General features: G+C 69.9%; 2 protein-coding genes and 1 pseudogene. All 3 read left to right on the top strand.

What is annotated here, in order from left to right; translation table 11 throughout:
* The first annotated feature begins 19 nt into the window (after window positions 1-19).
* Window positions 20-2,098: a Tad domain-containing protein gene (locus AX730_RS03485; RefSeq protein ID WP_198147008.1), complete on the top strand. Its 2,079-nt coding sequence runs from the start codon at window positions 20-22 to the stop codon at window positions 2,096-2,098.
* A 34-nt stretch (window positions 2,099-2,132) separates the two neighbouring features.
* Window positions 2,133-12,662, top strand: a complete 10,530-nt coding sequence (locus AX730_RS03490) for an Ig-like domain-containing protein (protein ID WP_062352012.1) — start codon at window positions 2,133-2,135, stop codon at window positions 12,660-12,662.
* Window positions 12,663-12,664: 2 nt separating this feature from the next.
* A pseudogene (locus AX730_RS03495) lies at window positions 12,665-14,995 on the top strand (nitrous oxide reductase accessory protein NosL); the annotation flags it as partial.

Consider the following 14,995-nt stretch of genomic DNA (forward strand, 5'->3'; position numbering starts at 1 on the left):
TGCGTGGATGCTGGCGGGCATGAGCGTGCTCGCCTTGTCCTGGGGGCAGCCCTCCTTCGCACAGACCGGCTGCAGTACCGGCGCCTGCCTGTCCGCAGGACCGCGTCTGGTGTCCGTGGACAGCTCGCAGGGGCCCGTGCTCAACGTGCTGTTCCAGGCGCTGCTGCCCGGCACCACGGTCAACCTCAGCGTGGTGGACTGGAACGCGCTGGCGGCATCCGACATCAACCTCAATGCGCTGGTCACGCGGCTCGGCACGAACCTCGGCATCAGCGATACCGCGCAGGTGCTCAACACCGACATCACCCTCGCGCAGCTGCGGCTGGCCATGGTGCAGGTGCTGCAGGCCGACAACCAGACCGTCGCCGCCAATGCGCTCAACCTGCTGCCGCTCGGTGTCGGCTCGCTGACGGGATCGATCCGTCTCTCGCAGTTCCTGCGCATCGATCTTCCGACCGGCGCACTCGCGGACGTGCGGCTGGACCTGCTCGACCTGGTCACCGGTTCGGTGCAGCTGTACAACTTCCGCAACGTCCTGACCACGCCGACGCCGGTCACGCTCAACACCGCTGCGCTCGGACTGACCGGCGTGGCGAACGTACAGCTGTGGCTGCAGGTGGTGGAACCACCGGTGTACGCCTGTGGACCACAGGGCACCTCGTTCCACACTGGCGCGATCCGGCTGAAGTTCAACCTCGACGTGGTGCAGGGACTGAACCTGCAGGCCGTGATCAACGCGCTCAACGCCGCCGGTCTCGGCCTGGTCAACCTGACGCTGACGGCCGATGTGCTGAAGCTGCAACTGTATGCCGACGTCGCGCGTGCGGAAGGCACGATCACCGCGGTGAACTACGTCGCCGGCGCGGTCAGCTTCCAGGCGAGGCCAGGCCTGGTGAACCTCTACGTCGGCAGCGTTTCCGACAGCCTGTTCTTCAACCGCTCGCGCGTGCTGACGCCCGCCGACGTCACGCCGCTGACGATCAACAACCTGGACCTGCGCTTCAACGTCAACCTGCTCGGTATCGGCCTGGTGGCGGTGCGCATGCCGTTGCAACTCACCGCACGCGCGGCGGCGACCGGTTCGCCTGCCTTGCAGAACTTCAGCGTGAATGGCCCCTTCCCACAGACACGCACCGCCAGCAGTGGCACGGTCAGTGCCGGCAGTCTGGTCACCAGCCTGCTCGGCTCGCTCGACCTGAAGGTGGTGAACGGGTCGCCGGAAGTGACGCTGCTCGGACTGCCGATCCTGCCCCCCGCCCTGCTGACACCGATCCTCAACTCGGTGCTCGACATCGTGGAGGTCACGTTGCGCGGAGTGTCCAACACGGTGCTGCAGCCCGTGTTCAACCTGCTGTTGCGCGACCTCGCCGACAACCTGCTCGCCCTGCTCGGCATTCGCATCGGCAATGCGGTCTTCACCGTCGAAGGCGTCGCGCGCTCCTGCGCCGCCACGCTGGCGCTGACCAAGGTGCTGCAGCCGGCCGCCGATCCGGGCCGCTTCACGCTGGCGATCACGCAAGGCGCAACACCGGTGGCAAGCGCGAGCAACGTGGGCAATGGCGGTGCCACCGCGCCCGCCGTCACTACACCCGGGCTCAGTTACACCCTCGGCGAAAGCGCGGGCACCGGCACGCAGCTCGACCGCTACACGAGCACCTGGGCGTGTATCGACCAGGATGGCACCGCCGTCAGTTCGGGGACCGGCACCAGCTTCGCACTGACCGCGCCGGCCGCGAGCGCGACGGCGGTGGCGATCACCTGCGCCGTGACCAATACCCGTGCGTTGCGGTCCGACGTGTCGATCGCGAAGACCGACAACCAGGCCAGCTACACGCCCGGCGGCACCGGCACCTACGTCCTCACCGTGTCCAACGCAGGGCCGGATGCCGCCAGCGCTGTCGCGGTCAGCGATGCGCTACCGGCCGGCATGCGGTTGTCGGGGCCGTGGAGTTGCGTGGCCACCGGTAACGGCAGTTGTCCGGCCAGCGGCGGCGCGGCGGGTGATGCCGCGGTGAACCTGAGCGTCAACGTCGATGCGACCGGCACTGCGACGATCACCCTGCCCGTCGTCTACAGCGCCGATCCCGCCGCCTACTGACTGCATGACGCCCCATCCGACCGCGAGGTACCGCATGGACGACACCGCCGCGACACCTGCACGCGCTGCCCTCCATCGCCTGCTGTGCGGCATGGTGGTCGGCGGCGTGCTCGCCGTCGCGACACCGTCCATGGCGCAGACGTATCCCGGCAGCCTCGGCAACACGGCGACCGTCGCGCCGCCCGGCGGCGTCACCGATCCCGACACCGGCAACAACACCAACACCGATACCAATGCGCTGTCCGCGGTCGCCGCGCTGAGCGTGCAGAAGACGGTGACCAGCGGGGCAACGGCCGGCACGGGCGCTGCGGTGAGCTACCGCATCGACGTGGCGAACGCGGGACCATCGGCCGCGCTGGGCGCCACGCTCTCGGACATCGTGCCGCCGCAACTGACGTCGGTGGCGTGGACGTGCGCCGCCAGTCCGGGATCGAGTTGCGGCACCGCCAGTGGCAGCGGAAACGTGGCGTTGACCATCAATCTCGCTGCCAGCGGCAGCCTCGTGCTGCAGGTCACCGGCGTCGCGCCGACGCTGACGCCAGCGACGATCGGTGCGAACACCGCGACCATCACGCCCCCTCCGGGCACCACCGATCCCGTGCCGGGCGACAACACCGCGACCACGCCGACCGTTCCCGTGATACCGCGCACGCTGCTCGCCTTCGCCGATTCAGCAGGGCCTGTCGACGGCACGCCCGGGCAGCCGAACGTCATCAACGTGCTGGCCAACGACACCCTCAACGGCGTCGTCGTGACGGCAGGCCAGGTGGTACTGACGTCCACCGCGACGGCACCGTTGACGATCAACACCAACGGCGCCGTCGATGTCGCCCCAGGGACGCCGACGGGCACCTATACCGGCAACTACCAGATCTGCGAAGCCGTCAATCCGGGCAACTGCGCCACCGCGCAGGTCACCGTGGTGGTCAATGCTTCCGCCACCGTGGACGCGGTCGACGATGTGTTGCCGCCACGCGCCAGCGGTACCGCCGGCAGCGCGTTCAACGTGCTGGCCAACGACACCCTCAACGGCTCGCCGGTCGCCGGCCTGGTCACGCTGACGGCCGCCAACGCCGGACCGTTGCTGATCGCCGTCGATGGCAGCGCCACCGTTGCCCCCGGCACGCCCGCGGGCGTCTACAGCGCGAACTACCAGATATGCGAAAGCGCGTTGCCCACCAACTGCGACAGCGCCAGCGCCAGTGTGCGCGTGCTCGCCGCGCTGGTCGCCGCGGATGATGCGACCGGACCGGTCAACGGCAGCACCGGTGCCGTCTCCATCGCCAACGTACTCGACAACGACAGCGCAGGCGGCTCGACACCCGCCGCACTCGGCGTGGTGACGCTGGCCGGCAGCAGCACCGCGCAGATCGTGTTCAATGCAGACGGTAGCATCACCGTGCCCCCCGGCACCGCCGCCGGCACGTACAACGCGGCGTACACGCTGTGCTACGTCGATGCCCCGACGGTCTGCGACAGTGCCACCGTCCAGCTCGCCGTGGTGACGCCGGGCGCACTCGTCGCCAATCCCGACAGCTACGCCGGCGTGAACGGCAGCGCCGGTGCGGCCAACGTCGGCAACGTGCTCGGCAACGACACGCTCAATGGCGCCGGCATCAGCGCGGGACAGGTCGTGCTGACGCCGACCAACGCCGGACCCGTCACCATCGGCACCGATGGCGTGGTCGCCGTCGCTGCCGGCACGCCGGCCGGCACCTACACGCCGGGTTACCAGATCTGCGAAACCGCGGTACCCGACAACTGCGCCACCACGACGGCCACGGTCGTGGTGGCGACGATGGCGGCATCACCGGATGCGCTTGGACCGGTACTGCCCGGCACCCTTGCCGGCAACGTACTCGCGAACGACTTCGTCGATGGTGCGCCGGCGGCAGCGGCTACCGCCACCGTCGTCCAGACCGGTGGCACGCCCGGCTTCACCATTTCCACCGATGGCAGCATCACCATCGCGGCCGGCACGCCCGCCGGCAGCCTGACCGGCGGCTATCAGGCCTGCCAGATCGCCGTGCCCTCCATCTGCGACACCGCGACCGTCAGCATCATCGTCGCCGCCGGCACGTTGATTACCGCGGACGACACGTTCGGGCCGGTCAATGGGGCGACCGGTGGTGCCGCCACCGGCAACGTGCTCGCCAACGACACGCTCAACGGCGCACTCGTCGGTGCGGGCCAGGTGGTACTGACACCCGGCAACGCCGGACCGGTCACCATCGCCACCGACGGCAGCGTCAGCATCGCCGTCAACACGTCGGCCGGCACCTACACGGCCGGCTACCAGTTGTGCGAAGTGCTGAACCCGGCCAATTGCGATTCCGCCCAGGTCACCGTCAGCGTGACCACCCTCGTCGCCGTCGCCGACACGCTCGGCCCGGTGAATGGCGACACCGGCGGCGTCGCCGGCAACGTGCTCACCAACGACCGACTCGACGGCGCACCGTTGAATCCGACCGATGTCGTCCTGACGCCCTCCAACAGCGGGCCGCTGACCATCGGTGCCGACGGCACCGTGCATGTCGCCACGGGTACGGCAGCCGGCACCTACGTCGCGAGTTACCAGATCTGCCAGGCGGCCTCGCCGACGGTGTGCAGCGGCACCGATGCCTCGGTGATCGTCATCGTCAACGCCGCGCTCAATGCGGTGGACGACGCCTTCGGCCCCCTCGACGGCAACACGGGCAGCGCGAACCTCGGCAACGTGCTCGCCAACGACACCACCGACGGTGCCGCCATCGCGCCCGGCAGCGTCACCCTGATCAGCAACGCCACGGCACCGATCACCATTGCCGCCGACGGCACGGTCTCCGTGCCGGCCGGCACCGCGGCCGGACTTTATGGTGGCAGCTACCAGATCTGCGAAACCGCCAATCCCGCCAACTGCGATGTCGCCACGCTCACCGTCAACGTGCGCGTCGCCGCCGCACTGGCCGCGAACGACGATGGGCCGCTGCTCGTCAACGGCGCCACGGGTACGGCGAACGCAGGCAACGTACTGGGCAACGACACCGTCAATGGCGCGGCGATCGTTCCCGGCAGCATCATCGTGATCAGTGCCGCCAGTGCGCCGGTCACCATCGCCGCCGACGGCACCATCAGCGTGGCGGCGAACGCGACGCCGGGTACCTACCTCGCCGGCTACCGGATCTGCGAGACTGCCGCGCCGGACAACTGCGACAGCGCGATCGTCACGCTGCAGGTCGCCAGCATGGGGGCGATCGACGACACGCTGGGCCCGGCCCCGCCCGGTGGCGCGGCCGGCAACGTGCTCGCGAACGACATCGTCGATGGCCTGCCGGCCACGTCCACCACCGCCACCGTCACCCAGACCGGCGGCGCACCCGGTTTCACCCTCGCGCCCGACGGCAGTGTGACCATCGCACCGGGCACGCCCGCCGGCACGCTGACGGGCAGCTACCGGGCCTGCCAGATCGCGCAACCGACGATCTGCGGCATCGCCACCGTCAGCGTCATCGTCAGCGCAGCGACACTCGCCGCCAACGACGATGCGCTGGGCCCGATCAACGGCGTCACTGGCGGCACGGTCGCGGGCAACGTGCTCGCCAACGACACGCGCGATGGCGCGGCCGTCGTCGCTGGCCAGGTCGTGCTCACTCCCACCAATGCAGGCCCCATCACGATCGCCGCCGACGGCAGCGTCAGCGTGGCGGCGGGCACGCCTGCGGGTTCCTACATCGCCGGCTACCAGCTGTGCGAAGTGCTGAATCCGGGCAACTGCGACGCCGCCCAGGTCGTCATCGCAGTCACCACCCTGATGGCCAACGACGACGCGCTGGGTCCGGTCAACGGTGGCCTGGGCGGCGTGGCCGGCAACGTGCTGACCAACGACCGCCTGGATGGCGCACCGTTCGCTGCGACTGCCGTCTTACTGACGCCGTCGAACAACGGTCCGCTGACCATCGGCGCGGACGGCACCGTCGTCCTCGCCGCGGGCACCGCGGCCGGCACCTACACCGCCAGCTACCAGATCTGCCAGGCCGCGCAGCCGTCGGTCTGCGATGGCGCCAGCGTATCGGTCGCCGTCACCGTCACCGCGGTGCTCAATGCGGTGGACGACCTGCTGGGTCCGGTCGATGGCATGACCGGCAATGCCAATGCCGGCAACGTGCTGGCCAACGACACACTGGATGGGCTGGCATTGGCGCCCGGCAGCGTCACCCTGGTCAGTTCGAGCAGCGCGCCGCTGGTCGTTGCCGCCGATGGCACGGTTTCCGTGCCGGCGGGCACGGCTGCCGGTGTCTACAGCGGCAACTACCGCATCTGCGAAACCGCTCATCCGGGCAACTGCGATACCGCGGTGCTGTCGGTCGTGGTGTCCTCGCTGGTGGCGAACGACGACACGATCGGGCCGGCGGCGCCCGGCGCGTCGGCCGGCAACGTGCTGGCGAACGACCTCGTCGACGGTGTGCCCGCCACGTCCGCTACCGTCACGCTCACGCAGACGGGCGGAGCTCCCGGCTTCACGCTCGCCGCCGATGGCAGCGTGACCATCGCGCCGAACACACCGGCCGGCACGCTGACCGGTGGCTACCGGGCCTGCCAGGTCGCGCAACCGAGCATCTGCGATACGACCACCATCAGCATCACCGTCAGCGCTGGCACGCTCGCCGCCAACGACGACACGCTGGGGCCCGTCAACGGCGTTGCCGGCGGTGCCGTCGCCGGCAATGTGCTGGGCAACGACACCCTCGATGGCAATGTGGTGCTCGCGGGTCAGGTCGTGCTGACACCGGTCAGCGCGGGACCGGTGACGATCGCGGCCGATGGCAGCGTCACGCTCGCCGCGGGCACGGCCGCGGGCGCCTACGTCGCCAGCTACCAGCTGTGCGAAGCGGTGAATCCAGGCAACTGCGCCACCGCGCAGGTAACCGTTGCCGTCACCACGCTGGTGGCCGACGACGACGCATTGGGCCCGGTCAACGGCAGCCTGGGCGGCGTGGCCGGCAACGTGCTGACCAACGATCGCCTCAACGGCGCGCCGTTCGCCACGAGCGCCGTCGTGCTGACCCCGGCCAACAGCGGCCCGCTCACCATCGGTACCGATGGCACGGTTACCGTCGCACCCGGCACGGCGGCCGGCACCTACACCGCCGGCTACCAGATCTGCGAAGCATCGCAGCCGACGATCTGCGATGGTGCCAGCGTGGCGGTGACCGTCGCCGGCAATGCGGCCATCAATGCGGTGGACGATGCCTTCGGTCCGGCCGATGGCACGACCGGCAACAGCAACCTCGGCAACGTGCTCGCCAACGACACGCGGGATGGCGTGACGGTCACGACCGGCACGGTCACGCTGACCAGCACCGCGAGCGCGCCCTTGTCGATCTCGCCCGCCGGCGTGGTGGCGATCGCCCCGAACACCGCCGCGGGCGTCTACAGCGGCAGCTACCAGATCTGCGAGACCGCCAACCCGACCAACTGCGATGGTGCGTCGATCACCGTCGTGGTGTCGTCGCTGGCGGCGAACGACGACACGCTGGGTCCCGTCCTGCCGGGTGGACCGGCCGGCAACGTGCTGGCGAACGACGTCGTCGACGGCGTGCCCGCCACGCCGGCCACGGTGGTCCTTACCCAGACCGGCGGCGCACCGGGGTTCATCCTCGCCGCCGACGGCGGCGTCACCGTCGCGCCGAACACCCCCGCCGGCACACTCACCGGTGGCTACCGCATCTGCCAGGTCGCACAGCCCACGTTCTGCGACACCGCCACGGTCAGCGTCACCGTCGGTGTCGGCACCCTGGCCGCCAACCACGATGCGCTGGGCCCGGTCGATGGCGTCATCGGCGGTACGGTCAGCGGCAATGTCCTCGCCAACGACACGCTCAACGGCAGCGCGGTGAGTGCGGGCCAGGTCGTGCTGACGCCCATCAATGCAGGCCCCGTCAGCATCGCCAGCGATGGCAGCGTCAGCCTTGCGCCCACTACGGCGGCAGGCAGTTACCTCGCCGGTTACCAACTGTGCGAAACCCTCAATCCGACCCATTGCGCCACCGCCCAGGTGACGGTGGCGGTAACCACGCTCGTCGCGGACGACGACGTGCTCGGCCCGGTCAGCGGCAATCTCGGTGGCGTGGCCGGCAACGTGCTGACCAACGATCGCCTCAACGGTGCGCCGTTCTCCGCCGGCGCAGTCGTGCTGACGCCCACCACCACGGGCCCGCTGAGCATCGGCACCGATGGCAGCGTAAGCGTGGCGGCGGCAACGCCGGCCGGCACCTACACCGCCAGCTATCAGATCTGCCAGGCCGCGCTGCCTTCGGTGTGCGATGGCGCCAGCGTGTCGGTGACGGTCGCGGTCAACGCCGTGATCAACGCGGTGGACGACGCCTTCGGACCGGTCGATGGTGCGACCGGCAGCACGAGCCTCGGCAACGTGCTGGCGAACGATACGCGCGATGGTGCAGCCATCGTGGCTGGCAGCATCACGCTGACCAGTACGACGGGCGCACCGCTCACCCTCGCCAGCGACGGTACCCTGTCCGTCCCGGCGGGCACCGCTGCAGGTGTCTACAGCGGCAGCTACCAGATCTGCGACATCGCCAATCCGGCCAACTGCGATGGCGCGACGCTGACCGTCGTGGTGTCGTCGCTGGCGGCGAACGACGATGCGCTGGGTCCGGTAGTGCCGGGCGCAGTGGCCGGCAACGTGCTGGCGAACGACGTCGTCAACGGCGCGCCGGCCACGCCCGCCACGGTGACGCTCACCCAGACCGGTGGCGCGCCGGGCTTCACGCTCGCCCCGAACGGCGTGGTGACCGTCGCACCGAACACGCCGGCCGGCACGCTGACGGGCAGTTACCAGGCCTGTCAGGTCGCACAGCCGACCATCTGCGACGCGGCCACCATCAGCATCACGGTCAGCATCGGCACCCTGCTCGCCAATGACGACACGCTGGGTCCGGTCGACGGCATGACCGGCGGCGCGGTCGCCGGCAACGTGCTGGCCAACGACACCTTGAACGCGGCCGCCGTCGGTGCAGGCCAGGTCGTGCTGACGCCCGCCGGTGCGGGACCGGTGACCATCGCGCCCGATGGCAGCGTGAGCATCATCGCGAACACGCCCGCCGGCTCCTACATCGCCGGCTATCAATTGTGCGAAGCGGTCAATCCCGCCAACTGCGACACCGCGCAGGTCATCGTGGTCGTCACCACCCTGGTGGCCGATGACGACGCGCTGGGCCCGGTCAACGGCGGCCTGGGGGGCGTGGCCGGCAACGTGTTGACCAACGACCGCCTCGATGGCGCGCCGTTCGCGGCCGGCGCGGTGGTGCTGACACCGGCCAACAGCGGCCCGTTGACCATCGCCGCCAACGGCACCGTCACCGTCGCAGCCGGCACCACCGCGGGCACCTATACCGCCGGGTACCAGATCTGCGAAACCGCATGGCCCTCGATCTGCGACAGCGCCACGGTGTCGGTCACCGTCGTCGCCAGCGCGGCCATCAATGCGGTAGACGATGTGTTCGGCCCCGTCGATGGCACGCCCGGCAGTGCCAACCTCGGCAACGTGCTCGGCAACGACACGGTCGACGGGGCGCCCATCAACATCGCGGCCTTCACGCTGGCGAGCACCGCCGCGGCGCCGCTGTCGATTTCCCCCGCCGGCGTGGTGGCGCTCTCTCCCAACGCCCCCGCCGGCACCTATACCGCCACCTACACGCTGTGCGATGCGGGCGATCCGGGCAACTGCGACACCGCCACCGTCACCGTGCAGGTCGTGCGCGTGGATGCGCAGAACGACAGCTTCAGCCTGGCCAGCGGTACCGCCGGTGGCGTGGTCGGCAACGTGCTGAACAACGACGCGCTCAACGGCGGCACGCCGAACGTGGTCACTGCCTTCTGGGGCGGCCTGTTCGACAGCCACCTCAGCATCGAGCCCAACGGCGACCTGCGCGTGATTGCCGGGACGCCGGCGGGCACCTACGCCGGCACCTACACGGTGTGCGTGCGCAGCGCCCCATCGATCTGCGACACCGCCACGGTGACGGTCACCGTGGCGAGTGGTCCGAGCACCCTCGCCGCCGCCAACGACACCGGCAGCGTCGATGGCCGCAGCGGCGGCGTGGCGGTGGCGAACGTACTGGCCAACGACACGCTTGCCGGTACCGCACCGACCACGGCGCAGGTGGTGCTCTCGGTGGTGACGCCACCCGCGAACGCCGGCATCGTGCTCGACCTCGCCAGCGGCGCGGTGACCGTGGCCGCGGGCACGCCCGCAGGCAACTACGCGCTGCGCTACCGCGCCTGCGAACAGGCCGAACCGGCGAACTGCGTCGAGGCACTCGCGATCATCGCGGTGACCGCCGCGGCGATCGATGCCCTGGACGATGCCGCCGGTCCCGTCGACGCCGGAACACTGTCGGTGCTCAACGTGCTGGCGAACGACACCCTCGCTGGCGCGCCCTTGGTGGCGGGCCAGGTGAGCGTGTCGGTGGTCACCGCATCGCCTGCCCTCATCCTGCATGCCGATGGCCGCGTGGACGTGGTCGCAGGCACGTCCGCCGGCAGCTACAGCGCGACCTACCGGATCTGCGAGGTGCTCAATCCCGCCAATTGCGATCAGGCCACGGTCACGATAGGCGTCGCCGTCATCGCGATCGATGCCATCGACGACACCGCGCCGGCACCGGTCGCCTCGGGTGCCGGCGGCCAGGCCATCGCGAACGTCACCGCCAACGACACGCTGGGCGGCGTCGCGGTGTCATTGACCCAGGTGCTGCTGACGCAGGTCTCCAGCACGCACGCGAACGTACAGCTCAACGTCGCCACCGGCGCGGTCACCGTCGCGCCGCGCACGCCGGGCGGCACCCATACGCTGGTCTACCGGCTGTGCGAACGGCTCAACGTCGGCAACTGCGACGAGGCCACCGTCACGGTCACCGTCGCGCTGCCCAGCCTGGATGCGGTGGACGATGCCCCGGCGCCGGTGCCCGGTGGCAATGCCGTGCAGGACATCGTCAACGTGCTGACCAACGATCTTTACGACGGTGCCCCCGCGCTGCCCGACCGCGTGGTGCTGGCGCCGGTGACCGCAGGACCGCTCAGTCTGCAGGCCGATGGCACCGTCGACGTCGCCGCCGGCACGCCGCGCGGCACGTACACGCTGGTCTACACGTTGTGCGATGCGCTGACGCCCGGTCATTGCGACAGCGCGACGGTCACCGTCGTCGTGCTCGCCACCACGCTCGCCGTCGCCGACGACGCTGCGCAGACGCCGCAGGGCGAACCACTGGTGGTGGCGGTGCTCGCCAACGACACCTTTGCCGGTGCGGTACCGGATCCCGCCCGGGTGAACGTGCAGGTATCCCGGGCACCTTCCAACGGGACCGTCGTCGTGCAGCCCGGCGGCCGCCTGCGCTACACGCCCGCGCAGTACTACAGCGGCCAGGACAGCTTCCAGTACATGGTGTGCGAAATCGCCACGCCGGAGAACTGCGCGACGGCGACGGTCATCGTCACCGTGCTGCCGAACACGGTGATGGCGCTGGACGACCAGGAGCGCACGCGCACCCGCACCACCGTCATCGCCGTCCTGGACAACGACACCGTCAGCCATGCGCCATTGAATCCGGCCTCGCTGTCGGTGGTGCGCGCGCCCGCCCACGGCGAAGCCACCTGCGCACAGGGCACGTGCACGTATGTGGCCGCCACCGGCTTCAGCGGACAGGACCGCTTCGGCTATCGCGTCTGCGACGTGTCGGTGCCGAATGCGGTCTGCGCGGAAGCCGACGTCGTGATCGACGTGGAGGCCGCGCCCGCCGTGCTGCGCGTGGCCAAGCGCGCGGCGCAGCGCACGGCCAAGGTCGGCGACATCGTCCGCTACACGATCGTCATCGACAACGTCGGCGAGGTCGACGCGCGGCAGGTGTCGCTGGTCGACAGCCTGCCGCCCGGGTTCGCCGTCGTCTCGGGCTCGATCCAGGTCGGCGACGCCGACGCCAGCGGCGCGCCTTCGATCGCGCGGCCGTTGCGCATCGACGCACTCGACATCCCGGTCGGTCAACGCGCCACCGTCAGCTACGCGTTGCGCGTCGGTGCCGGCGTCGGTCCCGGCGTGCATACCAACCGCGCGGTGATGCGCGAGGCCGATGGCGCGACGATCAGCAACGAAGCCACGGCCGACGTGCAGGTGGTCGGCGATCCGCTGCTGGACGACAGCCTGATCATCGGTACCGTCTTCCACGACGTCGATGGCGATGGCACGCAGGACCCCGGCGAACGCGGCCTCGCCGGGGTGCGCGTGGTGTCGGTCGAAGGCCTGGTCACCGAAACCGATCCGCACGGCCGCTTCCACATCACCGGCATCAGCGGCGGCCGCTGGGCGCGCGGGCGCAACTTCCTGCTGAAGGTGGACGTCGCCACCCTGCCCGCGGGCGCGCGCTTCACCACCGAGAACCCGCGCGTGCTGCGCATCACCCCCGGCGTGCCGGTGCGCTTCGACTTCGGCGTACAGGCACCGCTGCCACCCCCACGGGAGGCGCCGTCCGGTGGCGCCGCCTGTCCCGACGGCCAATGCGGAGGGCCCTGACCATGCGCGCCTCTCCGTTGATGATCGCCATCGGCCTTGCGCTGCTGCTGCACGCCGCCAATGCCGATGCGCAGCCGGTGCAGCCGCCTACCGCTGCGCCGATCAGCGCCGCACCCATCGCCACCGATCCTGCGTTCGAAGGGCCGGCCGGCAGCCTGGGGCGTTTCGTCGTCGACCTGCCGCAGGGAGGCACGCTGTGGGCCATCGAAGACCCCGTGCTGGGCGAACCGGTACTCAACGTGCAGGCCGCATCGATGGTGCCGTTCGAGGCTGGCCGCATCGCCCGGCCGGTGCGCTTCCACGGCTACAGCAACTACGCCGCGTTCTATGAGCGTCTGGAGGTGCGGGTATACCGCGGCACCGACGTCGACCGCGTGCGCCCCATCGCCACGTTCGACCTGCCGGTGGGCGCGGTAACGCAGGCGCAGTGGGACGGCGCGCTGCCGGACGGACTGCGCCTGCAGGTCGGTGACAGCCTGCAGTATGTCGCGCGCGCGCATGCCGCCGACGGCAGCTTCGACGAAACCGCCGCGCAGTCGATCCAGCTGGTGACGCCGGCCGACCACGCGCGTGGCGTGCAGGTGCTGCGCGACCAGTTGCAGCGCGAGCGCAGCGAGACGGTCGACACCATGCGCGCCGAATCGCTGCAGGTCAGCGACAGCATTTACGGGACCAGCAACCTGCGCCTGCGCAACATCCCGGTGTACGGCTCGCGTGTGCGCATCCTCGGCCAGCAGATCCCGTCCACCATGCAGGTGACCATCGACGGCCAGGTCTTCCCGATCGACCGGGAACGCAAGTTCGTCGCCGAATTCCTGCAGCCGGTGGGTTCCCACCGTTATGCCGTGAAGGTCGCCGAAGGCAAGGCTGTCGTCGCCGAAACCTCGCTCGACGTCGAGGTCACCGGACGCTACGTGTTCGTCGCCGCCCTCGCCGACCTGACCCTGTCCCGCAACGACGCCAGCGGCTCGACCGATGCGCTGGCCGAGGACATCCAGCGCGACGACGGGTTCCTCCGCGAGGGCCGGCTGGCGTTCTATGCGAAGGGCAAGTGGCGCGGCAAGTACCTGGTCACCGCGCAGGCGGACACCTACGAAAGCGAACTCGGCAGCCTGTTCGATGGCTTCTTCGATGCGCAGCCCTACGACATCTTCCGCCGCCTCGATCCCGACCAGTACTACCCCGTGTACGGCGACGACTCGCGCACGTACCGCGACGTCGACAGCCAGGGCAAGCTGTACGTGCGCGCGGAGTGGGACCAGAACCGTGCGGTGTGGGGCAACTTCCTCACCGGCTTCGACGGCACCGAGTACGCGCGGTATCCGCGCGCCCTGTACGGTGCCGCGCTGGACTGGCGCTCGCGCGCGGCGACGCCGCTGGGCGACCCGCGCACCCTGCTGAAGGTGTTCGGCTCCGAGGCGCAGACCGCGATGGGCCACACCGAATTCCTCGGCACCGGCGGCAGCCTGTACTACCTGCGCCATACCGACGTGCTACCCGGCTCCGAGCAGGTCGTGCTGGAGATACGCGACCCCACCACCGGCCGCGTCGAGGCGAAGGCCACCCTGCAGTCCGGCGTCGACTACGAGATGGACAACCTGCAGGGCCGCCTGCTGCTGACGCGCCCGCTCAGCCAGATCACCCGCGAGAACGTGCGCACGCTGACCCGCGATGCGCCGCTGGACGGTTGGCGCAACCTGCTGCTGGTCGACTACGAGTACGTGCCGGCCGGTTTCGACGGCGACAACTCCACCGTCGGCGTACGGGGGCGCCACTGGTTCGGTGACCACCTCGCGGTGGGCGGCACCTATGTCGACGAAAGCCGCAGTGGCGACGACTACACGCTGCAGGCCGCGGACGTGACGTTGCAGGCCGGCCGCGGCACTTACGTGCGCGTGGAGCAAAGCCGCACGGAAGCGACGGTGGCGCCGGTGTTCTATTCCGACAACGGCGGCTTGAGCTTCATGCAGCGCAATCCCGTGACCGGCGCACGTTCGGGCACCGCGAAGCTGATCGAGGCGCGCGCCAACCTGCAGGAACTGGGCTGGACCGAACGCGAATGGTCGATGGGTGCTTGGCGGCGCCAAGTCGATGCGGGCTTCTCGATCAGCCGCCAGGACCGCGGCGAGGCGATCGAGGAGTACGGCGCCGAATTCCTCGGTTACCTGAGCGGAAACCTCAGCCTCTACGGCCGCTACACGCGCGCCGAGCGCGGCAGCGTGCGGCTGGAACAGGCCCAGTTGACCGCCAACTGGCAGATCACGCCCGACGGCCGCCTTGGCGGCGAAGTGCGGCAGGTGTCCGAAGCATCCGCCGGCATCGGCAGCGACGCC

It is taken from the genome of Pseudoxanthomonas mexicana (genome assembly GCF_001556105.1).
Lineage (GTDB): Bacteria > Pseudomonadota > Gammaproteobacteria > Xanthomonadales > Xanthomonadaceae > Pseudoxanthomonas_A > Pseudoxanthomonas_A mexicana_A.

What these genes read in the sequence shown, in the direction of transcription:
- AX730_RS03485 (WP_198147008.1), top strand. Translation starts at nt 20, where the DNA reads ATGAGCGTGCTCGCCTTGTCCTGGGGGCAGCCCTCCTTCGCACAGACC.
- AX730_RS03490 (WP_062352012.1), top strand. Translation starts at nt 2,133, where the DNA reads ATGGACGACACCGCCGCGACACCTGCACGCGCTGCCCTCCATCGCCTG.